General features: G+C 42.1%; 40 protein-coding genes and 1 pseudogene. All 41 read left to right on the forward strand.

Translation table 11 applies throughout. The features are described from left to right. The first annotated feature begins 1 nt into the window (after position 1). The 41 genes and pseudogenes from fusA to NSU13_RS00915 all read left to right on the forward strand — a co-directional run bounded on the left by fusA (position 2) and on the right by NSU13_RS00915 (position 25,073). Positions 2-2,080, forward strand: a complete 2,079-nt coding sequence (fusA, locus tag NSU13_RS00715; RefSeq protein ID WP_326136009.1) for an elongation factor G — start codon at positions 2-4, stop codon at positions 2,078-2,080. Between the two features lie 118 nt (positions 2,081-2,198). Continuing rightward, on the forward strand, positions 2,199-3,389 hold the full coding sequence (tuf, locus tag NSU13_RS00720; protein WP_034283892.1) for an elongation factor Tu: 1,191 nt from the start codon (positions 2,199-2,201) through the stop codon (positions 3,387-3,389). A gap of 109 nt (positions 3,390-3,498) precedes the next feature. After that, complete coding sequence (locus NSU13_RS00725; protein ID WP_041115158.1) at positions 3,499-4,458, forward strand: alpha/beta hydrolase; 960 nt, start codon at positions 3,499-3,501, stop codon at positions 4,456-4,458. Positions 4,459-4,676: 218 nt separating this feature from the next. After that, complete coding sequence (rpsJ, locus tag NSU13_RS00730; RefSeq protein ID WP_003156464.1) at positions 4,677-4,985, forward strand: 30S ribosomal protein S10; 309 nt, start codon at positions 4,677-4,679, stop codon at positions 4,983-4,985. 37 nt (positions 4,986-5,022) lie between these two features. Further along, positions 5,023-5,652: a 50S ribosomal protein L3 gene (rplC, locus tag NSU13_RS00735; RefSeq protein ID WP_024425597.1), complete on the forward strand. Its 630-nt coding sequence runs from the start codon at positions 5,023-5,025 to the stop codon at positions 5,650-5,652. 27 nt (positions 5,653-5,679) lie between these two features. Then, the gene (gene rplD, locus NSU13_RS00740) at positions 5,680-6,303 is read left to right on the forward strand and encodes a 50S ribosomal protein L4 (RefSeq protein ID WP_024425598.1); all 624 of its coding nucleotides are present in this window, start codon (positions 5,680-5,682) and stop codon (positions 6,301-6,303) included. After that, positions 6,303-6,590: a 50S ribosomal protein L23 gene (rplW, locus tag NSU13_RS00745; protein ID WP_003217016.1), complete on the forward strand. Its 288-nt coding sequence runs from the start codon at positions 6,303-6,305 to the stop codon at positions 6,588-6,590. Before rplD ends, rplW begins: the two co-directional genes overlap by 1 nt. Before the next feature lie 28 nt (positions 6,591-6,618). Further along, entirely contained in the window at positions 6,619-7,452 is an 834-nt protein-coding gene (gene rplB / locus NSU13_RS00750; RefSeq protein ID WP_024425599.1) for a 50S ribosomal protein L2, read from the forward strand. Positions 7,453-7,509: 57 nt separating this feature from the next. Beyond that, positions 7,510-7,788, forward strand: a complete 279-nt coding sequence (rpsS, locus tag NSU13_RS00755) for a 30S ribosomal protein S19 (protein WP_003216920.1) — start codon at positions 7,510-7,512, stop codon at positions 7,786-7,788. A 17-nt stretch (positions 7,789-7,805) separates the two neighbouring features. Continuing rightward, positions 7,806-8,147, forward strand: a complete 342-nt coding sequence (gene rplV, locus NSU13_RS00760; protein WP_007496316.1) for a 50S ribosomal protein L22 — start codon at positions 7,806-7,808, stop codon at positions 8,145-8,147. 3 nt (positions 8,148-8,150) lie between these two features. Next, a complete protein-coding gene (rpsC, locus tag NSU13_RS00765) occupies positions 8,151-8,807 on the forward strand; it encodes a 30S ribosomal protein S3 (protein WP_003217241.1) in 657 nt (218 codons plus the stop codon). 1 nt (position 8,808) lies between these two features. After that, positions 8,809-9,243 (forward strand): 50S ribosomal protein L16, encoded by a 435-nt coding sequence (rplP, locus tag NSU13_RS00770; RefSeq protein ID WP_003156478.1) that lies wholly within the window; start codon positions 8,809-8,811, stop codon positions 9,241-9,243. Then, on the forward strand, positions 9,233-9,433 hold the full coding sequence (gene rpmC, locus NSU13_RS00775) for a 50S ribosomal protein L29 (RefSeq protein ID WP_003217155.1): 201 nt from the start codon (positions 9,233-9,235) through the stop codon (positions 9,431-9,433). The genes rplP and rpmC overlap by 11 nt, the downstream gene beginning before the upstream one ends. A 25-nt stretch (positions 9,434-9,458) precedes the next feature. Then, positions 9,459-9,722, forward strand: a complete 264-nt coding sequence (rpsQ, locus tag NSU13_RS00780; protein WP_003216906.1) for a 30S ribosomal protein S17 — start codon at positions 9,459-9,461, stop codon at positions 9,720-9,722. A gap of 39 nt (positions 9,723-9,761) precedes the next feature. Continuing rightward, a complete protein-coding gene (gene rplN / locus NSU13_RS00785; RefSeq protein ID WP_003216882.1) occupies positions 9,762-10,130 on the forward strand; it encodes a 50S ribosomal protein L14 in 369 nt (122 codons plus the stop codon). A 35-nt stretch (positions 10,131-10,165) separates the two neighbouring features. Further along, on the forward strand, positions 10,166-10,477 hold the full coding sequence (rplX, locus tag NSU13_RS00790; protein WP_008356538.1) for a 50S ribosomal protein L24: 312 nt from the start codon (positions 10,166-10,168) through the stop codon (positions 10,475-10,477). A 25-nt stretch (positions 10,478-10,502) separates the two neighbouring features. Further along, on the forward strand, positions 10,503-11,042 hold the full coding sequence (gene rplE / locus NSU13_RS00795; protein WP_003217159.1) for a 50S ribosomal protein L5: 540 nt from the start codon (positions 10,503-10,505) through the stop codon (positions 11,040-11,042). A gap of 22 nt (positions 11,043-11,064) precedes the next feature. Next, positions 11,065-11,250 (forward strand): 30S ribosomal protein S14, encoded by a 186-nt coding sequence (gene rpsN, locus NSU13_RS00800; protein ID WP_008356542.1) that lies wholly within the window; start codon positions 11,065-11,067, stop codon positions 11,248-11,250. A gap of 31 nt (positions 11,251-11,281) precedes the next feature. After that, on the forward strand, positions 11,282-11,680 hold the full coding sequence (rpsH, locus tag NSU13_RS00805) for a 30S ribosomal protein S8 (RefSeq protein WP_007496327.1): 399 nt from the start codon (positions 11,282-11,284) through the stop codon (positions 11,678-11,680). 31 nt (positions 11,681-11,711) lie between these two features. Continuing rightward, complete coding sequence (gene rplF / locus NSU13_RS00810) at positions 11,712-12,248, forward strand: 50S ribosomal protein L6 (protein WP_024425602.1); 537 nt, start codon at positions 11,712-11,714, stop codon at positions 12,246-12,248. A 32-nt stretch (positions 12,249-12,280) separates the two neighbouring features. Further along, complete coding sequence (rplR, locus tag NSU13_RS00815; RefSeq protein WP_008356544.1) at positions 12,281-12,643, forward strand: 50S ribosomal protein L18; 363 nt, start codon at positions 12,281-12,283, stop codon at positions 12,641-12,643. 24 nt (positions 12,644-12,667) lie between these two features. Further along, positions 12,668-13,168: a 30S ribosomal protein S5 gene (gene rpsE / locus NSU13_RS00820; RefSeq protein ID WP_007496332.1), complete on the forward strand. Its 501-nt coding sequence runs from the start codon at positions 12,668-12,670 to the stop codon at positions 13,166-13,168. Between the two features lie 13 nt (positions 13,169-13,181). Then, positions 13,182-13,364, forward strand: coding sequence for a 50S ribosomal protein L30 (gene rpmD, locus NSU13_RS00825; protein WP_003217067.1), 183 nt, complete (start codon positions 13,182-13,184; stop codon positions 13,362-13,364). A 30-nt stretch (positions 13,365-13,394) separates the two neighbouring features. Then, entirely contained in the window at positions 13,395-13,835 is a 441-nt protein-coding gene (gene rplO / locus NSU13_RS00830; RefSeq protein ID WP_003216888.1) for a 50S ribosomal protein L15, read from the forward strand. A gap of 1 nt (position 13,836) precedes the next feature. Beyond that, positions 13,837-15,129: a preprotein translocase subunit SecY gene (secY, locus tag NSU13_RS00835; protein ID WP_007496334.1), complete on the forward strand. Its 1,293-nt coding sequence runs from the start codon at positions 13,837-13,839 to the stop codon at positions 15,127-15,129. 55 nt (positions 15,130-15,184) lie between these two features. Further along, complete coding sequence (locus NSU13_RS00840; RefSeq protein ID WP_034283883.1) at positions 15,185-15,838, forward strand: adenylate kinase; 654 nt, start codon at positions 15,185-15,187, stop codon at positions 15,836-15,838. Further along, complete coding sequence (gene map, locus NSU13_RS00845) at positions 15,835-16,581, forward strand: type I methionyl aminopeptidase (protein WP_003217210.1); 747 nt, start codon at positions 15,835-15,837, stop codon at positions 16,579-16,581. The genes NSU13_RS00840 and map overlap by 4 nt, the downstream gene beginning before the upstream one ends. A gap of 45 nt (positions 16,582-16,626) precedes the next feature. Continuing rightward, positions 16,627-16,915 (forward strand): annotated as a pseudogene (locus NSU13_RS00850) (RNA-binding protein). Then, positions 16,893-17,111: a translation initiation factor IF-1 gene (gene infA / locus NSU13_RS00855; protein ID WP_003217190.1), complete on the forward strand. Its 219-nt coding sequence runs from the start codon at positions 16,893-16,895 to the stop codon at positions 17,109-17,111. Before NSU13_RS00850 ends, infA begins: the two are co-directional and overlap by 23 nt. A gap of 31 nt (positions 17,112-17,142) precedes the next feature. Further along, entirely contained in the window at positions 17,143-17,256 is a 114-nt protein-coding gene (rpmJ, locus tag NSU13_RS00860; RefSeq protein ID WP_003156543.1) for a 50S ribosomal protein L36, read from the forward strand. A 21-nt stretch (positions 17,257-17,277) separates the two neighbouring features. Continuing rightward, positions 17,278-17,643 (forward strand): 30S ribosomal protein S13, encoded by a 366-nt coding sequence (gene rpsM / locus NSU13_RS00865; protein ID WP_003217023.1) that lies wholly within the window; start codon positions 17,278-17,280, stop codon positions 17,641-17,643. A gap of 20 nt (positions 17,644-17,663) precedes the next feature. Then, positions 17,664-18,059 carry a 30S ribosomal protein S11 gene (rpsK, locus tag NSU13_RS00870; RefSeq protein WP_003217231.1) on the forward strand — a complete coding sequence of 132 codons (396 nt, stop codon included), beginning with the start codon at positions 17,664-17,666 and terminating at the stop codon, positions 18,057-18,059. Between the two features lie 175 nt (positions 18,060-18,234). Beyond that, positions 18,235-19,179 (forward strand): DNA-directed RNA polymerase subunit alpha, encoded by a 945-nt coding sequence (locus NSU13_RS00875; RefSeq protein ID WP_003217009.1) that lies wholly within the window; start codon positions 18,235-18,237, stop codon positions 19,177-19,179. Between the two features lie 75 nt (positions 19,180-19,254). Next, positions 19,255-19,617, forward strand: a complete 363-nt coding sequence (gene rplQ, locus NSU13_RS00880; RefSeq protein ID WP_003216944.1) for a 50S ribosomal protein L17 — start codon at positions 19,255-19,257, stop codon at positions 19,615-19,617. Positions 19,618-19,742: 125 nt separating this feature from the next. After that, positions 19,743-20,585, forward strand: coding sequence for an energy-coupling factor ABC transporter ATP-binding protein (locus NSU13_RS00885; RefSeq protein ID WP_046314383.1), 843 nt, complete (start codon positions 19,743-19,745; stop codon positions 20,583-20,585). Continuing rightward, positions 20,561-21,430, forward strand: coding sequence for an energy-coupling factor ABC transporter ATP-binding protein (locus NSU13_RS00890; RefSeq protein ID WP_046314386.1), 870 nt, complete (start codon positions 20,561-20,563; stop codon positions 21,428-21,430). The genes NSU13_RS00885 and NSU13_RS00890 overlap by 25 nt, the downstream gene beginning before the upstream one ends. Further along, positions 21,427-22,224: an energy-coupling factor transporter transmembrane protein EcfT gene (locus tag NSU13_RS00895; protein ID WP_034283880.1), complete on the forward strand. Its 798-nt coding sequence runs from the start codon at positions 21,427-21,429 to the stop codon at positions 22,222-22,224. The genes NSU13_RS00890 and NSU13_RS00895 overlap by 4 nt, the downstream gene beginning before the upstream one ends. Before the next feature lie 11 nt (positions 22,225-22,235). Further along, positions 22,236-22,979: a tRNA pseudouridine(38-40) synthase TruA gene (gene truA / locus NSU13_RS00900; RefSeq protein ID WP_034283879.1), complete on the forward strand. Its 744-nt coding sequence runs from the start codon at positions 22,236-22,238 to the stop codon at positions 22,977-22,979. 166 nt (positions 22,980-23,145) lie between these two features. After that, positions 23,146-23,583: a 50S ribosomal protein L13 gene (gene rplM, locus NSU13_RS00905; protein WP_003217042.1), complete on the forward strand. Its 438-nt coding sequence runs from the start codon at positions 23,146-23,148 to the stop codon at positions 23,581-23,583. A gap of 20 nt (positions 23,584-23,603) precedes the next feature. Next, on the forward strand, positions 23,604-23,996 hold the full coding sequence (rpsI, locus tag NSU13_RS00910) for a 30S ribosomal protein S9 (RefSeq protein WP_039175996.1): 393 nt from the start codon (positions 23,604-23,606) through the stop codon (positions 23,994-23,996). A 435-nt stretch (positions 23,997-24,431) separates the two neighbouring features. Then, the gene (locus NSU13_RS00915; RefSeq protein WP_211044112.1) at positions 24,432-25,073 is read left to right on the forward strand and encodes a hypothetical protein; all 642 of its coding nucleotides are present in this window, start codon (positions 24,432-24,434) and stop codon (positions 25,071-25,073) included. Positions 25,074-25,105: the final 32 nt, after the last annotated feature.

Genomic DNA, 25,105 nt, shown 5'->3' on the forward strand with positions numbered 1-25,105 from the left:
AATGGCAAGAGAGTTCTCCTTAGACAAAACTCGTAATATTGGTATCATGGCTCACATCGATGCCGGTAAAACGACAACGACTGAGCGTATCTTGTACTACACTGGTCGTATCCATAAAATTGGTGAAACTCACGAAGGAGCTTCACAAATGGACTGGATGGAGCAGGAGCAAGAACGTGGTATTACAATCACTTCTGCTGCTACTACAGCACAATGGAAAGGTTACCGTGTAAACATCATCGATACACCAGGACACGTAGACTTCACTGTTGAAGTTGAACGTTCTTTACGTGTACTTGATGGTGCGGTTGCTGTCCTTGATGCACAATCAGGTGTAGAGCCACAAACTGAAACAGTTTGGCGCCAAGCAACAACTTACGGAGTACCTCGTATCGTATTCGTTAACAAAATGGATAAAACCGGTGCGGACTTCCTTTACTCTGTAAGCACATTAAGAGATCGTCTTCAAGCGAACGCTCATGCAATTCAATTGCCGATCGGCGCTGAAGATCAATTCGAAGGAATCATCGACCTTGTAGAAAACGTAGCATACTTCTACGAAGATGACCTTGGAACTCGCTCTGATGCACAAGAAATCCCTGCTGAGTATAAAGACAAAGCTGAAGAGCTTCGCAGCAGCCTAATTGAAGCTGTCGCTGAGCTTGATGAAGAGCTTATGGAAAAATACCTTGAGGGTGAAGAAATCACAATTCCTGAATTGAAAGCTGCAATCCGTAAAGGAACATTGAATGTTGAATTCTACCCAGTTCTTGTTGGATCTGCTTTCAAAAACAAAGGTGTTCAGCTTGTACTTGACGCTGTGCTTGACTACCTGCCTGCACCAACTGATGTTGCTGCAATTAAAGGTATCCTGCCAGATTCAAATGAAGAGGTTGTTCGTGAGTCTACTGATGACGCACCATTCGCAGCTCTTGCATTTAAAGTTATGACTGACCCTTATGTTGGGAAACTAACTTTCTTCCGCGTATACTCTGGAACACTTGATTCTGGTTCATACGTGAAGAACTCTTCTAAGAACAAGCGTGAACGTGTTGGACGTATCCTTCAAATGCACGCAAACAGCCGTGAAGAAATCTCTACTGTATATGCAGGGGATATCGCAGCAGCTGTAGGTCTTAAAGATACATCTACTGGTGATACTCTTTGTGACGAGAAAAATCTTGTTATCCTTGAGTCTATGGAATTCCCAGAGCCAGTTATCGATGTAGCTATCGAGCCTAAATCTAAGGCTGACCAAGATAAAATGAGTATCGCTTTAGCTAAACTAGCTGAAGAGGATCCAACATTCCGTACACAAACAAACCCTGAAACTGGTCAAACGATCATCTCTGGTATGGGTGAGCTTCACCTTGATATCATTGTTGACCGTATGAAGCGTGAGTTCAAGGTTGAAGCTAACGTAGGTGCTCCTCAAGTTGCGTACCGTGAAACATTCCGTTCTGGTGCAAAAGTTGAAGGTAAATTCGTACGTCAGTCTGGTGGACGCGGTCAGTTCGGACACGTTTGGATTGAATTCGAACCAAACGAAGAAGGCGCAGGATTCGAATTTGAAAATGCAATCGTCGGTGGGGTTGTTCCACGTGAATACATCCCAGCAATTCAAGCAGGTCTTGAAGATTCACTTGAAAATGGTGTATTAGCTGGATTCCCATTAATCGACATCAAAGCAAAATTATTTGATGGATCTTACCACGATGTTGACTCTAACGAAATGGCGTTCAAAATTGCTGCATCTATGGCATTGAAAAATGCTGTCAGCAAATGTAACCCAGTTCTACTTGAGCCAATGATGAAAGTGGAAGTTGTTATCCCTGAAGAATACATGGGAGACATCATGGGTGATATCACATCTCGTCGTGGACGTGTAGAAGGTATGGAAGCTCGCGGTAACGCTCAAGTTGTTCGCGCTATGGTTCCACTTTCTGAAATGTTCGGATATGCTACTGCACTCCGTTCTAACACACAAGGACGCGGTACTTTCACTATGCACATGGATCACTACGAAGAAGTGCCTAAGAGCATCAGTGAAGAAATCATCAAAAAAAATAAAGGTGAATAATTGATTTTGCCTTTAAACTAAAGTATAACTACTATTGAAGATCAGAAAGTGAGAGGTAACTCTTCACTTTCTATCACTCTATACCAAATACAATGAACCTTTAAGGAGGATTTTTAGAATGGCTAAAGAAAAATTCGACCGTTCCAAATCGCATGCTAACATTGGTACAATTGGACACGTTGACCATGGTAAAACAACTCTAACTGCTGCTATCTCAACAGTTCTTCATAAGAAATCTGGTAAAGGTACAGCTATGGCTTATGACCAAATCGATGGTGCTCCAGAAGAGCGCGAGCGTGGAATCACAATCTCAACTGCACACGTTGAGTATGAAACTGAAACTCGTCACTATGCACACGTAGACTGCCCAGGACACGCTGACTATGTTAAAAACATGATCACTGGTGCTGCTCAAATGGACGGCGCGATCTTAGTAGTATCTGCTGCTGATGGTCCAATGCCACAAACACGTGAGCACATCCTACTTTCTCGTAACGTAGGTGTACCATACATCGTAGTATTCCTTAACAAATGTGACATGGTAGACGATGAAGAGTTACTTGAACTTGTTGAAATGGAAGTTCGTGACCTTCTTTCTGACTATGACTTCCCTGGTGACGATGTACCAGTTATCAAAGGTTCTGCTCTTAAAGCTCTTGAAGGAGATGCTGATTACGAAGCAAAAATCTTTGAACTTATGGATGCGGTTGATGAGTACATCCCAACTCCAGAGCGTGACACTGAGAAGCCATTCATGATGCCAGTTGAGGACGTATTCTCAATCACTGGTCGTGGAACAGTTGCTACTGGTCGTGTTGAGCGTGGACAAGTTAAAGTCGGTGACGAAGTTGAAATCATCGGTCTTCAAGAAGAAAACGGTAAAACAACTGTTACAGGTGTTGAAATGTTCCGTAAACTTCTTGACTACGCTGAAGCTGGTGACAACATCGGTGCACTACTTCGTGGTGTATCTCGTGAAGATATCCAACGTGGTCAAGTACTTGCTAAACCAGGTACAATCACTCCACACAGCCGTTTCAAAGCTGAAGTTTATGTACTTTCTAAAGAAGAGGGTGGACGTCATACTCCATTCTTCGCTAACTACCGTCCGCAGTTCTACTTCCGTACAACTGACGTAACTGGTATCGTACATCTTCCAGAAGGTACTGAAATGGTAATGCCTGGCGATAACACTGAGATGGAAGTTGAACTTATCTCTACTATCGCTATCGAAGAAGGAACTCGTTTCTCTATCCGTGAGGGTGGACGTACTGTAGGTTCTGGTGTCGTTTCAACTATCATTAAGTAATAAACATACAAAAGAGACTCCTTGCAAAAGGGTCTCTTTTTTTGCTTTTCCAGATCAGAACGGCTACTATAAGCTATAGAATCTAAATGGAACCGAGAGGATCGCTGGAATGGTAAAGACATACTTGAATAAATGGTCGATCGGCGGGATTGACCAATGGATTATGATGAAAGAAGACCAGTCGAGTGAAACGAAGCCTGTACTTTTATTTTTGCACGGCGGGCCCGGCTCGGCTCAAATCAGTTATATTGATTCCTTTCACGGGGAACTTGATCAGGACTTTACAGTTGTCCATTGGGATCAGAGAGGTGCAGGACTTTCCTATCAAGAGAATCTTCCCGATGCATCGATGACCATTCAGCAATTTATTGAAGACACGATTGAACTGACAGAAAAGCTTCTAACTTATCTAGGTCATTCAAAATTGTATATCGCAGGATACTCGTGGGGATCATTAATTGCCATACAAGCAGTACATAAGCGTCCAGATCTTTATCATGCATATTACGGGATTAGTCAGGTAGTAGATGTGTTAAAGGAAGATATCGTATCGTACGAGCTCCTTTTGAAGAAATATCATCGCAATCGTCTGTTTACTGGGTGTCTGCGATTACTGACGCCTCCTCCATGGAAACGGACATCAGCTCATGCCTTGTTTTCTCTATATAAAGAGTTTGCGAGCGTAGGTCTCACACATAGATGGAAGCCGGTTTTTCAAATACTAAAAGGGTTTCTTTTTAGTAAGCAATATCAGCTGAAAGATAAATGGAAGTTCATAAAAGGACAGAAGTTTAGTCAAGACAAGTTATGGGATCAGCTAATGAATGAGAGTATTCAATACCGAGTTTCTACTATATTAATACCGTGCTACTTTCTCATTGGCGATCACGACATGATTACACCAGCTGCTGTATCAAAACCATATGTTGATCAATTAAAAGCACCAATCAAAGAATGGTTTACCTTTAAAGACTCTGCACATTCTCCGCATATCGAAGAGCCAGATGAATTTATACGTATCATAAGAAAGACTGCTATACATCATCTTCAGGGAAAGCTTGATTTATAGGCTGAATCCCTGTATAATATGAAAAGTGTGCAAATCATAAATTTATCCGATTTATTATTGCAACACGCAGGCCAATTTGGTACAATAGTGCATGTTGGTCTTTGACTGCGATGAAGTGAGAGGTTGCTGACACACCCGGCCGCTTTGCCATGGCGAGGTGATCAGGTTTTTCTCACGGAGAACTGTCTAACGTAAGTAGGCGAAAAGGAGGGAAAATAATGGCAAAACAAAAAATTCGTATTCGTTTAAAAGCATATGATCATAGAATTCTTGATCAATCTGCTGAGAAGATTGTTGAAACGGCTAAGCGTTCTGGTGCTAGTGTATCTGGTCCAATTCCGCTTCCAACTGAAAAATCAGTTTACACAATCCTTCGTGCGGTGCATAAGTACAAAGATTCTCGTGAGCAATTCGAGATGCGTACTCACAAACGTCTAATCGACATCGTGAATCCAACTCCGCAAACAGTTGATGCACTTATGCGTTTAGATTTACCATCTGGTGTAGATATCGAAATCAAACTTTAATTCAAATAGAAAACACATATTATAGGAGGTGTGACGAATGACCAAAGGAATCTTAGGTAGAAAAATTGGTATGACGCAAGTATTCGCAGAAAACGGTGATCTTATCCCTGTAACTGTTGTTGAGGCTGCTGCTAACGTTGTTCTTCAAAAGAAGACTGTTGACACGGATGGCTATGAAGCAATCCAAATCGGTTTTGATGACAAACGTGAAAAGCTTTCTAACAAACCAGAGAAAGGCCACGTTGCTAAAGCGGAAACTGCTCCTAAGCGCTTCGTAAAAGAATTACGCGGTGCGGAGTTAGATGCGTATGAAGTTGGTCAGGAAGTCAAAGTTGATATTTTCGCAAATGGAGATATCGTAGATGTAACAGGAACATCAAAAGGTAAAGGATTCCAAGGGGCTATCAAACGCCACGGACAATCACGCGGACCAATGACTCACGGTTCACGTTACCACCGTCGTCCTGGTTCAATGGGACCTGTTGATCCAAACCGTGTATTCAAAGGTAAACTTCTTCCAGGTCGTATGGGCGGAGAGCAAATCACTGTCCAAAACCTTGAGATCGTTAAAGTTGATGCAGAACGCAATCTTCTATTGATCAAAGGAAACGTACCAGGAGCTAAAAAATCTCTAGTAACTGTAAAGAGTGCAGTTAAATCTAAATAACTCTCTTAGGAAAGGAGGAAACAAGTCATGCCAAAAGTAGCATTATATAACCAAAACGGTTCTACTAACGGTGAAATCGAATTAAACGCTTCTGTGTTTGGAATCGAGCCAAACGAAAGCGTAGTATTCGATGCTATTCTTATGCAAAGAGCTTCCTTACGTCAAGGAACTCACAAAGTAAAAACTCGTTCTGAAGTACGTGGCGGAGGTCGTAAGCCTTGGAGACAGAAGGGTACAGGTCGTGCTCGTCAAGGTTCTATCCGTTCACCACAATGGCGCGGAGGCGGTATCGTATTCGGTCCAACACCACGCAGTTATTCTTATAAATTACCTAAAAAAGTTCGCCGCTTGGCTATCAAGTCAGTATTGTCTTCTAAAGTAATCGACAACAACATCATCGTTCTTGAAGATCTGACTCTTGATGCAGTGAAAACGAAAGAATTCGCAGGCATCCTTAAAGGATTATCTGTCGAGAAGAAAGCGTTGATCGTCACTGCGGATGCAAACGAAACAGTTGCTTTATCTGCTCGTAACATCCCTGGAGTAACAGTTGTTGAAGCTAACGGTATCAACGTTCTTGACGTTGTCAACCACGACAAACTTCTGATCACTAAAGCAGCGGTTGAAAAAGTAGAGGAGGGACTTGCATAATGAAAGATCCTCGTGATGTTCTAAAGCGCCCTATCATTACTGAACGTTCTGCTGATCTAATGACAGAGAAGAAGTACACGTTCGAAGTTGATGTCAGAGCTAACAAAACAGAAGTGAAAGACGCTGTTGAAGAAATCTTTGGAGTGAAAGTTGAGAAAGTCAACGTTCAAAACTACAAAGGAAAATCAAAACGCGTTGGACGCTACACTGGTATGACTAGCCGTCGCAGAAAAGCGATCGTGAAATTAACTGCTGACAGCAAAGAAATCGAAATTTTTGAAGCGTAAATCTTAAAAAGAAGGAGGGAAATTCAAAATGGCGATTAAAAAGTATAAACCAACCAGTAATGGTCGTCGTGGCATGACTACTTCAGATTTTGCTGAAATCACGACTGACAAACCAGAAAAATCGTTGCTTGCACCGCTACACAAAAAAGGCGGACGTAACAACCAAGGTAGATTGACTGTTCGTCATCAAGGTGGCGGTCACAAACGTCAATACCGTATCATCGACTTTAAGCGTGATAAAGACGGTATACCTGGACGCGTTGCTACAATCGAGTATGATCCAAACCGTTCAGCTAACATCGCTCTTGTAAACTATGCAGATGGTGAGAAACGTTACATTCTTGCTCCGAAAGGAATCCAAGTTGGTACTGAAGTTACTTCTGGACCAGAAGCTGACATCAAACCAGGTAATGCTCTTCCACTTATCAACATCCCAGTTGGTACAGTTGTGCATAACATTGAATTAAAACCAGGTAAAGGTGGACAATTAGTTCGTTCTGCTGGTACTTCTGCTCAAGTTCTTGGTAAAGAAGGTAAATACGTTCTTGTACGTTTGAACTCAGGAGAAGTTCGCATGATTCTTTCTGCTTGCCGTGCGACTATCGGTCAAGTTGGAAACGAGCAACACGAATTAATCAACATCGGTAAAGCTGGACGTTCTCGCTGGAAAGGCGTACGCCCAACAGTTCGTGGTTCTGTAATGAACCCTAACGATCACCCACACGGTGGTGGTGAAGGACGCGCTCCAATCGGACGTAAATCACCAATGTCTCCATGGGGTAAACCGACTCTTGGATTCAAGACTCGTAAGAAAACCAACAAGTCTGATAAATTCATTGTACGTCGTCGTAAAAACAAGTAACGGGGTTGTCTACGGTTCATTTAGGACCGTAGTTCAATCACGAAGGGAGGTTCCACAATGGCTCGCAGCTTAAAAAAAGGACCATTTGTTGATGATCATTTGATGGCTAAAGTCGAGAAATTGAATGAAACTGACAAAAAGCAAGTCGTAAAAACTTGGTCTCGTCGTTCTACAATTTTCCCACAATTCATCGGTCACACAATCGCTGTCTATGATGGACGCAAACATGTACCTGTTTTCATTTCTGAAGATATGGTAGGTCACAAATTGGGCGAATTCGCACCAAGCCGTACTTACAAAGGTCATGCTAGTGACGATAAAAAAACAAGACGCTAATGAGAGGAGGCTTTTAAATGCAAGCTAAAGCTGTCGCAAGAACAGTCCGTATTGCTCCTCGTAAAGCACGTCTAGTAATGGACCTGATCCGAGGTAAGCAAGTAGGAGAAGCAGTTTCTATCTTAAACCTTACACCTAAGGCTGCTTCACCAATTATTGAAAAAGTATTAAAATCTGCTATCGCAAACGCTGAGCACAACTACGAGTTGGACGCTAACAGCCTAGTGATTACTCAAGCATTCGTTGACGAAGGTCCAACACTTAAGAGATTCCGTCCACGTGCTATGGGTCGTGCGAGCGCAATTAACAAACGTACTAGCCACATTACAATCGTTGTATCAGAAAAGAAGGAGGGATAATCCGTGGGTCAAAAGGTAAATCCAGTAGGTCTTCGTATTGGCGTCATTCGTGATTGGGAATCTAAATGGTTCGCAGGAAAAGATTACGCTGACTTCTTACATGAAGACTTGAAAATCCGTGAATTCATCAGCAAGCGTTTGTCTGACGCGTCTGTTTCTAAAGTAGAAATCGAACGTGCTGCAAACCGCGTAAATATCACAATCCACACGGCTAAACCAGGTATGGTAATTGGTAAAGGCGGATCTGAAGTTGAAGCACTTCGTAAAGCTCTTAACAGCCTAACTGGCAAACGTGTACACATCAACATTCTTGAAATCAAGAGAGCAGATCTTGATGCTCAGCTAGTTGCTGAAAACATCGCTCGTCAACTTGAAAACCGTATTTCATTCCGTCGTGCACAAAAACAAACAATCCAACGCACAATGCGTGCTGGAGCACAAGGAATCAAAACAATGGTTTCTGGTCGTCTTGGCGGTGCAGATATTGCTCGTTCTGAATATTACAGTGAAGGTACTGTTCCATTGCACACACTTCGTGCTGACATCGACTATGCTACTGCTGAAGCTGACACTACTTATGGTAAGCTTGGCGTAAAAGTATGGATCTATCGTGGAGAAGTCCTTCCAACTAAGAAGAATACTGCGGAAGGAGGAAAATAATATGTTATTGCCAAAACGCGTGAAGTATCGCAGAGAACATCGTGGAAAAATGCGTGGTCGTGCAAAAGGCGGTACTGAAGTACATTTCGGTGAGTACGGTATCCAGGCTCTTGAAGCTTCTTGGATCACAAACCGTCAAATCGAAGCTGCTCGTATTGCTATGACTCGTTACATGAAACGTGGCGGTAAAGTTTGGATTAAAATTTTCCCTTCTAAGCCATACACAGCTAAACCTCTAGAGGTCCGCATGGGTTCCGGTAAAGGTGCTCCAGAAGGATGGGTAGCTGTAGTGAAACCGGGCAAAGTTTTATTTGAAATTTCTGGTGTGTCTGAAGAAGTTGCTCGTGAAGCTCTTCGTCTTGCATCTCACAAATTGCCAATTAAAACGAAGTTCGTAAAACGTGAAGAAATTGGTGGTGAATCAAATGAAAGCTAATGAAATTCGTGACCTTACCACTGCTGAAATTGAACAAAAAGTAAAGTCTCTTAAAGAAGAACTTTTCAATCTTCGTTTCCAATTAGCGACTGGGCAGCTTGAAAATACTGCTCGCATTCGTGAAGTGCGTAAATCAATCGCACGCATGAAAACTGTGATTCGTCAAAGAGAAATCGCTGCTAATAAATAATAATTAGAGGGGAGGCCCCGCAAACATGAGCGAACGTAACCAACGTAAAGTGTATCAAGGTCGTGTTGTTTCTGACAAAATGGATAAAACCATCACTGTTGTAGTTGAAACATACAAAAAGCATTCACTTTATGGCAAACGTGTAAGATACTCTAAGAAGTTCAAAGCACATGATGAAAACAACCAAGCAAAAATCGGAGACATCGTAAAGGTCATGGAAACTCGTCCTTTATCTGCGACTAAACGCTTTCGTCTAGTTGAAGTTGTCGAAGAAGCCGTTATTATCTAATAAAGTTCGGATTTCTTTTTCCGAAAGGAGGTAACATTAATGATTCAACAGGAGACTCGTTTAAAAGTAGCTGACAACTCTGGCGCACGCGAAGTACTAACGATTAAAGTTCTTGGTGGCTCTGGACGTAAAACGGCTAACATCGGTGATGTCATTGTTTGTACGGTTAAACAAGCAACACCTGGAGGCGTTGTCAAAAAAGGTGAAGTTGTGAAAGCAGTTATCGTTCGTACTAAGAGCGGAGCTCGCAGAAACGATGGATCTTACATCAGTTTCGACGAAAATGCATGTGTCATCATTCGTGACGACAAGAGCCCACGTGGAACTCGTATCTTCGGACCAGTAGCACGTGAACTTCGTGAAAACAACTATATGAAAATTGTTTCTCTAGCACCAGAAGTACTTTAATGAATACAATCCGCGACTCAAGGAGGTGCGATTAAATGCATGTTAAAAAGGGCGATAAAGTAGTGGTTATCTCTGGTAAAGATAAAGGTAAACAAGGTGTCATCCTTGCTGCTTTCCCTAAAAAGGAACGTGTTTTAGTAGAAGGTATTAACCTTGTGAAAAAACACTCTAAACCAACCCAAGCTAACCCTCAAGGCGGAATTTCTGAACAAGAAGCGCCGATCCACGTATCAAACGTAATGCCGCTTGATCCTAAAACGGGTGAAGTGACACGTGTTGGGTATAAAGTTGAGGACGGAAAGAAAGTCCGTGTAGCGAAAAAATCTGGGCAAGTTCTAGATAAATAGTAAATAAGGAAGGGAGGTCTTTCTCATGAACCGCCTTAAAGAAAAGTATGTAAAAGAAATTACACCTGCATTAGTTTCTAAGTTTGAATACAAATCAGTAATGCAAGTGCCAAAAATCGAAAAAATCGTGATCAACATGGGTGTTGGTGACGCTGTTCAAAACGCTAAAGCAATCGATACTGCTGTTGAAGAATTAACGTTTATCGCTGGTCAAAAACCTGTCGTTACTCGTGCGAAGAAGTCTATTGCTGGATTCCGTCTACGTGAAGGAATGCCAATCGGTGCGAAAGTAACACTTCGCGGAGAGCGCATGTATGATTTCCTTGATAAACTTATTTCTGTGTCTTTACCACGTGTACGTGACTTCCGCGGGATTTCTAAGAAATCTTTCGACGGTCGTGGAAACTACACGCTTGGTATTAAAGAACAGTTAATCTTCCCAGAAATTGATTACGATAAAGTAACAAAGGTCCGCGGTATGGATATCGTTATCGTTACTACTGCCAATACGGACGAAGAAGCACGTGAGTTATTAACTCAAGTAGGTATGCCGTTCCAGAAATAATCAATGAAAGGGAGGCGAAATCGTGGCTAAAAAGTCTATGATTGCGAAACAACAACGCAAACAAAAGTTTAAAGTTCAAGAGTATACGCGCTGCGAACGATGTGGTCGTCCACATTCAGTTATTCGTAAGTTTAAACTTTGCCGTATTTGTTTCCGCGAACTTGCATATAAAGGACAAATTCCTGGCGTTAAAAAAGCCAGCTGGTAATCCCCATAAATGGGAAGGAGGTTATTAAATAATGGTTATGACAGATCCGATTGCAGATTTGCTGACTCGTATTCGCAATGCGAACATGGTACGTCATGAGAAGCTAGAAGTACCGGCTTCAAAAATCAAAAGAGAAATTGCTGAAATCTTAAAGCGTGAAGGTTTTATCCGTGACGTTGAGTACGTCGAAGACAGCAAACAAGGAATTATCCGTTTGTTCCTTAAATACGGCCAAAACAACGAACGTGTTATCACTGGTCTTAAAAGAATCAGTAAACCTGGTTTACGCGTATATGCGAAATCAAATGAAGTACCACGTGTACTTAACGGACTTGGAATCGCAATTATTTCTACATCACAAGGTGTTTTATCGGACAAAGAAGCCCGTGCTAAACAAGCTGGTGGAGAAGTACTTGCTTACGTATGGTAAAAAAAGTTTAAGATGAATGGAGGTGCTTGGTATGTCTCGTATAGGTAAAAAACTAATCGAGATCCCTTCAGGAGTTACTGTGACAAACAACGATAACACAGTGACAGTAAAGGGACCAAAAGGTGAACTAACTCGTGCATTTCACCCTGATATGGAAATTAAAATTGAGGACAACGTCTTAACTGTAAGCCGTCCGTCTGAAAATAAAGAACACCGTGCATTACATGGTACAACACGCAGCTTGATTGCAAACATGGTTGAAGGTGTATCTAAAGGTTTCGAAAGAGGTTTAGAACTTATCGGTGTCGGTTACCGTGCAGCTAAATCTGGAAACAAACTTGTTCTTAACGTTGGATACTCTCATCCAGTTGAAATCGTTCCTGAGGCTGGAGTTGAAATCGAAGTTCCATCTCAAACGAAAGTAATCATTAAAGGTATCGATAAAGAGCGTGTAGGAGCCCTAGCTTCTAACATCCGCGCTGTCCGTGCTCCAGAGCCTTACAAAGGTAAAGGAATTCGTTACGAAGGTGAATTCGTTCGCCGTAAAGAAGGAAAAACTGGTAAGTAAGATCGCTTAATGTGAAGAAAGGAGTGACTCGGATGATTACGAAAACTAGCAAAAACGCTACTCGTCTTAAAAGACATGCTCGTGTTCGTGCGAAACTTTCAGGTACTGCTGAAAGACCTCGCCTTAACGTTTTCCGTTCTAACAAGAATATCTACGCTCAAGTAATTGATGATGTTAACGGTGTAACACTTGTAAGTGCTTCTACTCTTGATAAAGAGTTAAAGATCGAGAATAGTTCTGACACTGCAGCTGCTACGAAAGTTGGCGAACTTGTTGCAAAACGTGCTGTTGAAAAAGGAATCTCTAACGTGGTATTTGACCGCGGAGGATACCTATATCATGGACGTGTAAAAGCTCTAGCTGAAGCTGCTCGTGAGGCTGGACTTAAATTTTAATAAAAGAAGGAGGGACACATCCGAATGAGTCGTATTGACCCAAGCAAATTAGAGTTAGAAGAACGCTTAGTTACGGTTAACCGCGTAGCGAAAGTTGTTAAAGGTGGACGTCGTTTCCGTTTTGCAGCTTTAGTTGTTGTCGGTGACAAAAACGGTCATGTAGGTTTCGGTACTGGTAAAGCACAAGAAGTACCAGAAGCGATCCGCAAAGCTGTTGAAGATGCGAAAAAGAATTTAATTGAAGTACCAATGGTTGGAACTACAATTCCACATGAAATCATCGGTCGATTCGGTGCAGGAAACGTTCTATTGAAGCCTGCTTCAGAAGGTACAGGAGTTATCGCTGGAGGCCCAGTTCGTGCGGTACTTGAGCTTGCTGGTCTAGCTGATATCCTTTCTAAATCTCTAGGTTCTAATACACCGATCAACATGATCCGCGCAACACTTCAAGGTTTAAGTGAGCTTAAACGTGCTGAAGATGTAGCGAAGCTTCGTGGAAAATCTGTAGAAGACCTGTTAGGATAAGGAGGGAACAATAATGGCAAATAAATTAGAAATTACCCTCAAACGCAGTGTAATCGGTCGCCCTGAAGATCAGCGTGTCACTGTTCGTACTCTTGGTCTTAAGAAAACAAACCAAACAGTCGTACATGAAGACAATGCAGCGATCCGCGGCATGATTAACAAGGTGTCTCATTTAGTTTCTGTTAAAGAACAATAAAACATTTTTAATCGATAAGGAGGTGCCCAAATGAAACTTCATGAATTGAAGCCTTCAGAAGGTTCACGTAAAGTACGCAACCGTGTTGGTCGTGGTATTGGATCAGGTAACGGTAAAACTTCTGGTAAAGGTCATAAAGGTCAAAACGCTCGTTCTGGCGGCGGTGTACGCCCTGGTTTCGAAGGTGGTCAGATGCCTTTATTCCAACGCCTTCCAAAACGTGGTTTTACAAACATTAACCGTAAAGATTACGCGGTAATCAACTTAGACAGATTAAACAGTTTTGACGAAGGAACGGAAGTAACTCCTGAACTTCTTCTAGAGACTGGTGCAATAAGCAAGTTAAAAGCAGGAGTAAAAATTCTTGGCAACGGTAAATTAGAAAAAAAATTAACTGTAAAAGCCAATAAATTCTCTGCTTCTGCGAAAGAAGCGATTGAAGCTGCTGGCGGTACAGCCGAGGTGATCTAACTTGTTTAAGACAATCTCCAATTTTATGCGCGTGAAAGATATACGGAATAAGATTATATTCACACTTTTAATGTTAGTCGTCTTTCGTATAGGTGCTTTCATCCCTGTGCCTAATGTGAACGCCGAAGTTCTCCAGGCACAGGATCAAATGAGTGTTTTCGGAATCCTCAACACGTTTGGGGGCGGGGCACTTTTCCAATTCTCCATTCTTGCAATGGGGATTATGCCGTATATCACTGCTTCGATCATCATTCAGCTCTTGCAGATGGATGTTGTTCCGAAGTTTACTGAGTGGTCAAAGCAAGGAGAGGTTGGCCGCCGAAAATTAGCACAATTCACAAGGTATTTTACAATTGTTCTAGGATTTATCCAGGCGCTAGGAATGTCATATGGATTTAACAATATGGCAGGAGGCATGCTGATTGAAAACCCTGGTGTTTCAACGTATCTCTTAATTGCGGTCGTACTCACTGCGGGAACAGCATTTTTAATGTGGCTGGGTGAGCAGATTACTGCTCACGGTGTTGGTAACGGTATTTCGATTATTATCTTTGCCGGTATCATCGCTGGTATCCCTCAAACATTAAAACAAGTGTACGCTCAACAATTTGTAGGTGGAGATGGACAGCTGTTCATGCAAATCCTTAAAATTGCCCTTATTGTCATTGCCATTCTTGTCATTGTTATCGGTGTTATTTACATTCAAATGGCAGTGAGAAAGATTGCAATTCAATATTCAAAGGGAACTGGCCGTGCACAAATGTCTGCTAGTCAAGCAACGCACCTTCCATTAAAAGTGAATCCAGCAGGGGTGATTCCAGTCATCTTTGCCGTTTCTTTCATTATTACTCCGCAGACGATCGCATCGTTCTTCGGAACCAATAATGTGACAACTTGGATAACCAACAACTTTGACTATACTAAGCCAATCGGTATGACGATTTATGTAGCACTGATTGTTGCTTTCACATATTTTTATGCCTTTGTCCAAGTCAATCCTGAACAAATGGCTGAAAATCTGCAAAAGCAGGGTGGCTATATCCCGGGAGTTCGTCCAGGGAAAATGACTCAAGATAGAATTACGAGCATTTTGTACCGACTCACGTTTGTGGGCGCCATTTTCTTAGCCGTGATTTCAATACTTCCTATCTTTTTCATTCAATTCGCTGGATTACCTTCCGCTGCACAAATTGGCGGCACAAGTCTTCTCATTGTTGTAGGTGTTGCACTTGAAACAATGAAACAGCTTGAAAGCCAATTAGTGAAACGAAATTACCGTGGATTTATGAAATAAAACAGAGGGCTGGGCAGCTGCCCAACCTCTCTAAGTAAGGAAGGGGAAATCCGAAATGAACTTAGTCTTAATGGGGCTTCCGGGTGCTGGTAAAGGCACTCAGGCAGAACGAATTGTTGATGATTATGGGATCCCTCATATCTCAACAGGAGATATGTTCCGCGCTGCTATGAAAGAGGAGACACAACTTGGGCTCGAAGCAAAATCCTTTATCGATAAAGGAGAGCTTGTTCCTGATGAGGTCACAATCGGTATTGTTAGAGAAAGACTTGGCAAAAATGATTGTGAACAAGGTTTTCTTCTGGACGGATTTCCGCGAACAGTCGCTCAGGCTGAAGCTTTAGAAGAAATTCTAAAGGACCTTGGCAGAACGATTGATTATGTCATTAATATTAAAGTCGATAAAGATGCTTTGATGGAGCGTCTGACTGGCCGAAGAATTTGCAAAAATTGCGGAGCAACATATCATTTAGTATTCAATCCACCTGCGAAAGAAAATGTTTGCGACAAGTGTGGGGGCGAGCTTTATCAACGTGCAGATGATAATGCAGAAACCGTATCGACTAGACTTGAAGTAAACTTAAAGCAGACTGAACCTTTACTGAACTTCTATTCAGAAAAAGGATATCTTGTAAACATTGATGGTGCGAAGCACATTAACGATGTGTATGCAGATATCAAGGACCTGCTTGGAGGATTAAATAAATGATTATCTGTAAAACTCCTCGCGAGCTTGAGATTATGAGAGAAGCTGGACGTATTGTCGCACTGACTCATGAAGAGCTGAAGAAACATATAAAACCAGGTATTTCGACAAAAGAATTGGATCAAATTGCCGAACGTTTTATTACAAAGCAGGGTGCAATCCCATCTTTTAAAGGGTATAATGGTTTTCGCGGGAGCATTTGCGTTTCGGTGAATGAAGAACTCGTTCACGGTATTCCTGGTAAACGGGTTTTACGTGATGGTGACATCATTAGTATCGATATTGGCGCAAAGTTAAATGGCTATCATGGTGACTCTGCTTGGACTTATCCAGTTGGGGTAATCAGTGATGAAGACCGCAAACTACTGGAAGTCACAGAGGAATCTCTATATAAAGGCTTACAGGAAGCAAAGCCAGGCGAACGTCTGTCGAACATTTCCCATGCCATACAAACGTATGTTGAAAATGAAAATTTTTCAGTTGTTAGAGAATATGTTGGACATGGGGTCGGACAGGATCTTCATGAGGACCCTCAAATTCCTCATTATGGTCCGCCCAACAAAGGCCCGCGGCTAAAACCTGGGATGGTGTTGGCCATCGAACCGATGGTGAACGCAGGCAGCCGATATGTGAAAACATTGGCTGATAACTGGACGGTTGTAACGGTTGATGGGAAAAAGTGTGCTCATTTTGAGCATACGATTGCGATTACAGATACAGGTTTTGATATACTGACTAAGATTTAGGTCTTCACTGAAGCCTTTCAGGCCCAAATCGGGCAGGTTGTCTGTATAGTCCAAAGAAAGAACAAGATCAGTATACAGGTGTCAGCGGCATTTTCGTTGGCTGCCATGTACTAATCGCAGACGGAGAAAAGCGTAAATTTCATTCTCCTAAGAAAAAATATCAATCATATAACCTTTTATGATTGCGTATCTCCGGAAGTTCAGAACAGTATATTCAAAACAGGTCGGGTGATAGATGGACAATTGAGAGATTCTCATTTGGACATTTGTCAGAGAGCAAGTTACTGATTTGAAGAAGGGAGAACACTTGAATGGCGAAAGACGATGTAATTGAAGTGGAAGGTACTGTAGCAGAAACTTTGCCAAACGCAATGTTCAAAGTTGAACTAGAGAATGGTCATACAGTTTTGGCTCATGTATCAGGAAAAATCCGTATGCACTTCATTCGCATTTTACCTGGAGACAAAGTTACGGTAGAATTATCTCCATATGACTTAACTCGTGGTAGAATTACGTACCGTTACAAATAAAGCAACTCCGGAAGAAGGAGGTTGGAAACACATGAAAGTGAGACCATCTGTTAAACCTATCTGTGAAAAATGTAAAGTGATTCGCAGAAAAGGAAAAGTAATGGTGATCTGTGAAAACCCAAAACATAAACAAAAACAAGGCTAATAACAAGGAGGTGCCCAAATCATGGCTCGTATTGCTGGTGTAGATATTCCACGTGATAAGCGTGTTGTCATTTCTTTAACATATGTTTTTGGAATTGGTCGTACGACTGCGCAACAAGTCCTTAAAGAAGCAGGTGTTTCTGAAGACACTCGCGTTCGCGATCTAACTGAAGACGAACTTGGTAAAATCCGTGATATCATTGACAAACTTAAAGTAGAAGGTGACCTTCGTCGTGAAGTTTCACTTAACATTAAGCGTCTTATTGAAATCGGAAGCTACCGCGGAATCCGTCATCGTAGAGGACTTCCTGTTCGTGGACAAAACACAAAAAACAACGCGCGTACTCGTAAAGGTCCGCGTCGTACTGTAGCTAACAAGAAAAAATAAGTAAAGGAGGTAGTTAAAGAATGGCTGCTGCTCGTAAACAAAATACGCGTAAACGTCGCGTGAAAAAGAATATTGAAGCTGGAATCGCTCATATCCGTTCCACTTTCAACAACACGATTGTAACGATTACTGATGTTCATGGAAACGCAATTTCTTGGTCAAGTGCTGGTGCATTAGGATTCAGAGGTTCTCGTAAATCTACTCCTTTCGCTGCACAAATGGCTGCTGAAACTGCTGCTAAAGGTTCTATCGAACATGGTCTTAAAACACTTGAAGTAACTGTTAAAGGTCCTGGTTCTGGTCGTGAAGCTGCAATTCGTGCACTTCAAGCTGCAGGTCTTGAAGTTACTGCAATTAGAGACGTAACTCCAGTTCCTCATAACGGATGCCGTCCACCAAAACGTCGCCGCGTGTAATTTGTTTGTATAGATTTTGTGTCCCTGTCAATAATGGGTTATGATACAGTTATTTATGAGACGAATACACGACTCGTTGCCTGAGCACATACGGGACTAAACAATGAGGAATTTCGGATGGAATCTCATATGATTCTATTCGAGGTTTCGACGTTTTGAAGGAGGGTTTTATTAGATGATCGAAATTGAAAAACCAAAAATCGAAACGGTTGAAATCAGCGACGATGCCAAGTATGGCAAGTTTGTCGTAGAGCCACTTGAGCGTGGATATGGTACCACTTTAGGGAACTCCCTTCGTCGTATCCTTTTATCCTCACTTCCTGGTGCAGCTGTAACATCGATCCAGATAGATGGTGTCTTACACGAATTCTCAACGATCGAAGGCGTGGTTGAAGATGTTACAACGATTATCTTAAACATTAAAAAGCTTGCACTCAAAATCTACTCTGAAGAAGAGAAGACGCTTGAAATTGATGTACAAGATGAAGGTACTGTAACAGCTGCTGATATTACACACGACAGCGATATTGAAATCTTAAATCCAGATCTTCACATCGCAACTCTTGGCAAGAATGCGAGCTTCCGTGTTCGCTTAACTGCACAAAGAGGTCGCGGGTATAATCCTGCTGATGCAAACAAAAGAGACGATCAGCCAATCGGTGTGATTCCGATCGACTCAATCTATACACCTGTATCTCGTGTGACTTATCAAGTGGAGAACACCCGTGTTGGGCAAATCACAAACTATGATAAATTAACACTAGATGTATGGACTGATGGAAGCACAGGACCGAAAGAAGCGATCGCTCTAGGTTCTAAGATTTTAACTGAACACCTGAATATTTTCGTTGGGTTAACTGACGAAGCTCAGCATGCTGAAATCATGGTTGAGAAAGAAGAAGACCAAAAAGAAAAAGTGCTTGAAATGACAATTGAAGAGCTTGATCTTTCTGTTCGTTCTTACAACTGTTTGAAGCGTGCGGGTATTAACACTGTTCAAGAGCTTGCTAACAAGACAGAAGAGGATATGATGAAAGTTCGTAACCTTGGACGTAAATCTCTTGAAGAAGTGAAAGCGAAACTAGAAGAACTTGGACTGGGTCTTCGTAAAGACGATTGACTAGTTTCATTGTGAACTAGGATTTTCGTGTGTTTTTTATTCATACAGCATCTCTAATTAAGGAGGGGACATCACATGGCATACAGAAAGCTAGGACGCACTAGTGCACAACGTAAAGCAATGCTTCGTGACCTAACGACTGATTTGATCATCAACGAACGCATCGAAACAACTGAAACACGTGCGAAAGAACTTCGCTCTGTAGTTGAAAAAATGATCACTCTTGGCAAACGCGGAGATCTTCATGCTCGCCGTCAAGCTGCAGCTTACATTCGTAATGAAGTAGCTAACGCTGAAACAAACCAAGATGCACTTCAAAAATTATTCGCTGACGTTGCAACTCGCTACGAAGATCGCCAAGGTGGATACACTCGTATCATGAAGCTTGGACCTCGTCGCGGCGATGGCGCACCAATGGCTGTCATTGAATTAGTTTAATCACATATCGTGTATCTAAGAAAGGGCGGGACAGTTCATAACTGGATCTATGCCCTTTTTTAGGTACTACGGCTTTTTTAGGAATAAGCAAAGAAGAGGTTGAGCTGAGAGGAGGTCCGGTAGAGATGGGGAAGACATTAATTGACGTAAAGGACATTGTATTTCGTTATCACAAGGATGCGGACAAGCCCGCTTTAGATCAAGTGTCACTGCATGTGAATCAAAATGAATGGCTCGCCATTGTTGGTCATAACGGTTCAGGTAAATCCACACTTGCCCGTGTGCTGAATGGGCTCATTTTACCGGATGCTGGTACGGTCAAGGTTGGAGAGATTGAGCTCAAAGAAGAAAGTGTTTGGGATATTCGCCAAAAGGTCGGAATGGTCTTTCAAAACCCAGATAACCAATTTGTGGGCTCAACAGTTCGTGATGATGTGGCTTTTGGTTTAGAAAATAACGGGGTTGAGCGGGAATTGATGATAGAACGTGTAGATTGGGCTGTCAAACAGGTCAATATGCAGGAGTTTCTTGATCAAGAGCCGCACCATCTATCAGGCGGGCAGAAGCAGAGAGTCGCCATTGCAGGTGTGCTTGCCGCAAGCCCTGACATCATGATCTTGGATGAAGCAACATCAATGCTTGATCCGATTGGCCGTGAAGAAGTGTTAGAGACTGTTAGACTACTGAAGGAACAAGGAACGGTCACAGTCATTTCCATCACACATGATTTAGACGAGGCTGCCAAAGCAGACCGCGTCATTGTGATGAATGGCGGGAAGAAATTTGCCGAGGGAACGCCAGAGGAAGTATTTGAACTAGATGAACAGCTGGTTCAGATTGGACTTGATCTGCCATTTTCCTATCGATTGAGCAAGCAATTGAAGCAGCAAGGTGTGCCGCTTGCAAATGCCCATTTGACACAAGAAGGATTGGTGAAAGAGCTATGGACATTACGATCAAAGAATTAGAGCATCGTTATCAAATGAAAACGCCGTTTGAGCGTCTCGCTTTGTATGATGTCAATGCTTCCATCAAAGAGGGCAGCTATGTCGCTGTCATTGGTCATACGGGCTCTGGTAAGTCTACATTGCTGCAGCATTTAAATGGATTGCTCAAACCAACGAAGGGGAGCATTGCGCTTGGAAAGACAGTTTTACAAGCCAATAAAAAGCAGAAGGATATGAAACCCCTCCGGAAAAAGGTAGGCATCGTGTTTCAGTTTCCTGAGCATCAGCTCTTTGAGGAAACCATCCTCAAGGATATCTGCTTTGGCCCGATGAACTTCGGCGTTCCTCAAGAGAAGGCAGAAGCGAAGGCGAAGGAGATGCTGAAACTGGTTGGTCTTCCTGAGTCCCTATTATCTCGATCTCCCTTTGAACTAAGCGGCGGTCAAATGAGACGTGTGGCGATTGCAGGCGTTTTAGCGATGGAGCCAGAGGTGCTTGTGCTTGATGAGCCGACTGCTGGGCTGGATCCACGCGGGCGGAAGGAAATCATGGACATGTTCTATGACCTTCATCAAAAGGCAAACCTCACCACGATTCTGGTCACACACAGTATGGAAGATGCCGCTCATTATGCGGATCAAATGATTGTGATGCATAAAGGGACAGTGAAGGCGACAGGCACGCCGAGAGAGTTGTTTGCCAATCGTACAGACATGTCTTCGTTTGGTCTCGACCTCCCAGAAACGATTAAATTCCAGCAGACTGTAGAAGAAAAGCTTGGTATTACGTTTCCAAGGCCGCTTCTGACCATGGATGAAATGGCAGAAGCCTTAACAGCTCTTTATCAGGAGGACACGACATCATGATGGATAGTATGATTATCGGCAAATATGTGCCAGGTTCATCCTTTGTCCATCGTCTTGATCCAAGGACAAAGCTGTTATCAATTTTCTTTTTTGTCTTTATTGTTTTTTTTGCTAATAATTACATCACTTACGGGCTTTTAGGTGTCTTTACCATCCTTGTGGTGATGGTTTCTCAGGTGCCGCTATACTTTATTCTCAAGGGAATGAAGCCGATCCTATGGATTGTCCTGTTTACCTTTATTCTGCATATTTTCATGACAAAGGATGGCGCCTTGCTATTCCACTTTGGTTTTCTGAATATTTATGAAGAAGGTTTAAAGCAAGGAATATTCATTTCACTCCGTTTTGTCTATCTCATTATGATGACGACACTTCTTACGTTAACCACAACGCCTATAGAAGTGACAGACGGGATGGAGAAGCTTCTGCACCCATTCCGTAAAATCAAACTGCCTGTTCATGAGCTTGCTCTCATGATGTCCATCTCTCTTCGGTTTATTCCGACGTTATTAGAAGAGACGGATAAAATCATGAAGGCACAAATGGCACGAGGTGTTGATTTTACAAGCGGGCCTTTAAAGGATCGCATGAAAGCCATCGTTCCTTTGCTTGTTCCGCTTTTCGTCAGTGCGTTTAAGCGTGCAGAAGAACTGGCGACCGCGATGGAAGCGAGAGGCTACCGCGGGGGAGAAGGACGGACGAAGTACCGTCAGCTTGTCTGGGGCATGAAGGACACGTTCACGCTGCTTTTATTCATCTTGTTAACAGCACTCCTTGTGCTGCTTAGAAATTAGGTGATTCCTAGATGAAGGTCAAATGTACCGTATCCTACGATGGGACACATTTTAAAGGCTATCAGGTGCAGCCAGGGCAGCGAACCGTTCAGACGGAGATAGAGTCAGCCCTTGCAAGAATGCACAAACAGGATGAACTGATTCCGATTGTGGCTTCCGGCCGGACGGACAGCGGTGTCCATGCAAAGGGACAGGTCATCCATTTTGACACCCCGCTCTCGATCCCGATGGAGAGATGGCCTTTTGCCCTTAACAGCTTGCTGCCGGATGATATCCGTGTTCTAAAGGCTGAGGAGGTCGATGACTCGTTTCATGCCAGATTTGGTGTTGTTTCGAAGGAGTACCGTTATAAGGTCTCAACGGAAACACACCAAAATGTGTTCACGAGACAGTATGCCTGCCACTATCCTTACCGGCTGGATATCGATAAAATGAGAGAAGCCGCTGAGCACCTGATTGGGACGCATGACTTTACAAGCTTCTGTGCGGCCAATACGGAGGTTCAGGACAAGGTGAGGGTTATTTATGCCCTTGAGTGGAAAAACGTCTCAGACGGGCTTGAAATGCGTGTGAGAGGGAATGGCTTTTTATACAACATGGTGCGGATTATCGCTGGAACGTTGCTTGAAATCGGTTCTGGTAAATTTCACCCTGAGGAGATAAAAGCTATGCTTGCCGCCCGAAATCGCGAAGCGGCAGGCAAGACTGCGCCTAGTCACGGACTGTATTTATGGGAAGTTTTCTATGACAACTAAACCAGGTGTAACATGTTCTTGACACAGGAAGCAGAAAGTTATAAGATATCATATGGTATGTATTTCAACCCCACAAATAAGCCCCGGAAGACTTATCTTGTGTTTTGAAATAGAACGTAGCATTTGATTCAAGGAAAATTCATTGATTTATTTAGGAGGGAAACTCATGCGTACAACACCAATGGCGAACGCAAGCACAATTGAGCGCAAATGGCTAGTTGTTGATGCGGCAGGCAAGACTCTAGGTCGTCTTTCTACTGAAGTAGCATCACTTTTGCGCGGTAAGCACAAACCAACTTATACACCACACGTTGATACAGGTGATCACGTCATCATCATCAATGCTGAGAAAATTGAATTAACAGGTAAGAAATTGACGGACAAAATTTACTACCGTCACACGATGCACCCAGGCGGTTTGAAACAAAGAACTGCTCTTGAGATGCGTACAAACTACCCTGAGAAAATGCTGGAGCTTGCTATCAAAGGTATGCTTCCAAAGGGTCCACTAGGTCGTCAAATGTTCAAAAAATTAAATGTGTACCGTGGTTCTGAGCATCCACATCAAGCACAACAACCTGAAGTTTACGAACTTCGCGGTTAATTATAAGGGAGGTTAACAATTTGGCACAGGTTCAATATTACGGTACAGGTCGTCGTAAAAGTTCTGTAGCGCGCGTTCGCTTAGTTCCAGGTGAAGGCCGTATCGTCGTTAATAATCGTGAAATTACTGAATACATTCCATTCGCTGCTTTAATCGAAGACGTGAAACAGCCTTTGAACATCACAGAAACAGCTAACAGCTACGATGTTCTTGTAAATGTTCACGGTGGTGGATTCTCTGGTCAAGCTGGAGCAATTCGTCACGGTATCTCTCGTGCTCTTCTAGAAGTAGATCCTGAGTACCGTACATCACTTAAACGTGCTGGACTTCTTACTCGTGACCCTCGTATGAAAGAGCGTAAGAAATACGGTCTTAAAGGCGCACGTCGCGCACCTCAGTTCTCAAAACGTTAATCAATTTTATATTGTATGGACGTTTTACAAAGGTTTGTTACAGACAAACCATATATGAAAAGCATCAGCATCCTGCTGGTGCTTTTTTTGTGCTAATTATATTATAGGATTTTTATGGATGTTCTCTACCTTTACCTTTTATCAGAATCTCAAATTGTATGTGAAGAATTAATTATAAAAATTCTCTAACATTGTTAAATAAAAATGGTGTAAGAATTGAAATTTGAAAATCTATAACTATGGGAAATGAACTATTTAGCATTTAGCTAATCAAATGAAATTTTCTTAATTTGAATTAGATTAAGTTATATTAAGTGTGAAAAAATACCTTAGATTAAAATGGACAGATTGTGTTCATGGGTGTAAAATAATGTAATATGAAAATTAGATGATTTATTCAATAAAGTATAAAAAAATAAGGAGTTGGTAATAAGGTTGGAAACTAAATTTAATTTTACTAACCTTCTCGGAGTTTATTTGGAAGGGATAGAATCAGAAGATAAAATGACTGCTTTTGAGATCAATATTAATAATGGTAGATTTGTTTTTATGATGTTTCTGTCGGAAGAGGATAAAGCCAGAAGAGATGAACTTTACATACATATGAGACGCACTAACAAAATTATCAAACTTAAAACATATGGAAATCATTCGAAGGGGAATTTTGAAGTTTGGATAAAGAAGAAAGAAAAAGAGGATATCATTTCTGAGCTAGATCTACAAAAGAAGGGTACTATTTTTAACTTCGAATTATTTCTTAAGCAGCTTAATGATAAGATCCCTAATTCAATTCCTAAAGATGAGAAAATAGCAACGATTAGAGCTAACAAAGGTGTAATTGGTGAATTAGGTATTGATGAGAATGATAAGGTGATACTCATTGGAACAAGACGTTTAACAATTGGCACACCACAAGATAAAACATTGCGAAAGCTCTATGTTTATACAGACAGTGAGCCGAGGGTAGTTGAGGAGTTTATAAAACGTTTAAAGGAAACTAACAGTACAGTTGCATGGACAACTGAAGATAATAGAAAGGACGCTCCTACTATAAGAAATTTAATAAATGGCTTGTAGCTTTGAAAAAATCATTAATTAGTTTAGGGGTA

Origin of the sequence: Bacillus sp. FSL M8-0049, assembly GCF_038593355.1 — a bacterium.
GTDB lineage: Bacteria > Bacillota > Bacilli > Bacillales > Bacillaceae > Bacillus > Bacillus safensis.

Excerpts from the sequence above, each read along its gene's own strand:
- fusA (WP_326136009.1), top strand. The coding sequence starts at position 2 with ATGGCAAGAGAGTTCTCCTTAGACAAAACTCGTAATATTGGTATCATG.
- tuf (WP_034283892.1), top strand. The coding sequence starts at position 2,199 with ATGGCTAAAGAAAAATTCGACCGTTCCAAATCGCATGCTAACATTGGT.
- NSU13_RS00725 (WP_041115158.1), top strand. The coding sequence starts at position 3,499 with ATGGTAAAGACATACTTGAATAAATGGTCGATCGGCGGGATTGACCAA.
- rpsJ (WP_003156464.1), top strand. The coding sequence starts at position 4,677 with ATGGCAAAACAAAAAATTCGTATTCGTTTAAAAGCATATGATCATAGA.
- rplC (WP_024425597.1), top strand. The coding sequence starts at position 5,023 with ATGACCAAAGGAATCTTAGGTAGAAAAATTGGTATGACGCAAGTATTC.
- rplD (WP_024425598.1), top strand. The coding sequence starts at position 5,680 with ATGCCAAAAGTAGCATTATATAACCAAAACGGTTCTACTAACGGTGAA.
- rplW (WP_003217016.1), top strand. The coding sequence starts at position 6,303 with ATGAAAGATCCTCGTGATGTTCTAAAGCGCCCTATCATTACTGAACGT.
- rplB (WP_024425599.1), top strand. The coding sequence starts at position 6,619 with ATGGCGATTAAAAAGTATAAACCAACCAGTAATGGTCGTCGTGGCATG.
- rpsS (WP_003216920.1), top strand. The coding sequence starts at position 7,510 with ATGGCTCGCAGCTTAAAAAAAGGACCATTTGTTGATGATCATTTGATG.
- rplV (WP_007496316.1), top strand. The coding sequence starts at position 7,806 with ATGCAAGCTAAAGCTGTCGCAAGAACAGTCCGTATTGCTCCTCGTAAA.
- rplP (WP_003156478.1), top strand. The coding sequence starts at position 8,809 with ATGTTATTGCCAAAACGCGTGAAGTATCGCAGAGAACATCGTGGAAAA.
- rpmC (WP_003217155.1), top strand. The coding sequence starts at position 9,233 with ATGAAAGCTAATGAAATTCGTGACCTTACCACTGCTGAAATTGAACAA.
- rpsQ (WP_003216906.1), top strand. The coding sequence starts at position 9,459 with ATGAGCGAACGTAACCAACGTAAAGTGTATCAAGGTCGTGTTGTTTCT.
- rplN (WP_003216882.1), top strand. The coding sequence starts at position 9,762 with ATGATTCAACAGGAGACTCGTTTAAAAGTAGCTGACAACTCTGGCGCA.
- rplX (WP_008356538.1), top strand. The coding sequence starts at position 10,166 with ATGCATGTTAAAAAGGGCGATAAAGTAGTGGTTATCTCTGGTAAAGAT.
- rplE (WP_003217159.1), top strand. The coding sequence starts at position 10,503 with ATGAACCGCCTTAAAGAAAAGTATGTAAAAGAAATTACACCTGCATTA.
- rpsH (WP_007496327.1), top strand. The coding sequence starts at position 11,282 with ATGGTTATGACAGATCCGATTGCAGATTTGCTGACTCGTATTCGCAAT.
- rplF (WP_024425602.1), top strand. The coding sequence starts at position 11,712 with ATGTCTCGTATAGGTAAAAAACTAATCGAGATCCCTTCAGGAGTTACT.
- rplR (WP_008356544.1), top strand. The coding sequence starts at position 12,281 with ATGATTACGAAAACTAGCAAAAACGCTACTCGTCTTAAAAGACATGCT.
- rpsE (WP_007496332.1), top strand. The coding sequence starts at position 12,668 with ATGAGTCGTATTGACCCAAGCAAATTAGAGTTAGAAGAACGCTTAGTT.
- rpmD (WP_003217067.1), top strand. The coding sequence starts at position 13,182 with ATGGCAAATAAATTAGAAATTACCCTCAAACGCAGTGTAATCGGTCGC.
- rplO (WP_003216888.1), top strand. The coding sequence starts at position 13,395 with ATGAAACTTCATGAATTGAAGCCTTCAGAAGGTTCACGTAAAGTACGC.
- NSU13_RS00840 (WP_034283883.1), top strand. The coding sequence starts at position 15,185 with ATGAACTTAGTCTTAATGGGGCTTCCGGGTGCTGGTAAAGGCACTCAG.
- map (WP_003217210.1), top strand. The coding sequence starts at position 15,835 with ATGATTATCTGTAAAACTCCTCGCGAGCTTGAGATTATGAGAGAAGCT.
- infA (WP_003217190.1), top strand. The coding sequence starts at position 16,893 with ATGGCGAAAGACGATGTAATTGAAGTGGAAGGTACTGTAGCAGAAACT.
- rpmJ (WP_003156543.1), top strand. The coding sequence starts at position 17,143 with ATGAAAGTGAGACCATCTGTTAAACCTATCTGTGAAAAATGTAAAGTG.
- rpsM (WP_003217023.1), top strand. The coding sequence starts at position 17,278 with ATGGCTCGTATTGCTGGTGTAGATATTCCACGTGATAAGCGTGTTGTC.
- rpsK (WP_003217231.1), top strand. The coding sequence starts at position 17,664 with ATGGCTGCTGCTCGTAAACAAAATACGCGTAAACGTCGCGTGAAAAAG.
- NSU13_RS00875 (WP_003217009.1), top strand. The coding sequence starts at position 18,235 with ATGATCGAAATTGAAAAACCAAAAATCGAAACGGTTGAAATCAGCGAC.
- rplQ (WP_003216944.1), top strand. The coding sequence starts at position 19,255 with ATGGCATACAGAAAGCTAGGACGCACTAGTGCACAACGTAAAGCAATG.
- NSU13_RS00885 (WP_046314383.1), top strand. The coding sequence starts at position 19,743 with ATGGGGAAGACATTAATTGACGTAAAGGACATTGTATTTCGTTATCAC.
- NSU13_RS00890 (WP_046314386.1), top strand. The coding sequence starts at position 20,561 with ATGGACATTACGATCAAAGAATTAGAGCATCGTTATCAAATGAAAACG.
- NSU13_RS00895 (WP_034283880.1), top strand. The coding sequence starts at position 21,427 with ATGATGGATAGTATGATTATCGGCAAATATGTGCCAGGTTCATCCTTT.
- truA (WP_034283879.1), top strand. The coding sequence starts at position 22,236 with ATGAAGGTCAAATGTACCGTATCCTACGATGGGACACATTTTAAAGGC.
- rplM (WP_003217042.1), top strand. The coding sequence starts at position 23,146 with ATGCGTACAACACCAATGGCGAACGCAAGCACAATTGAGCGCAAATGG.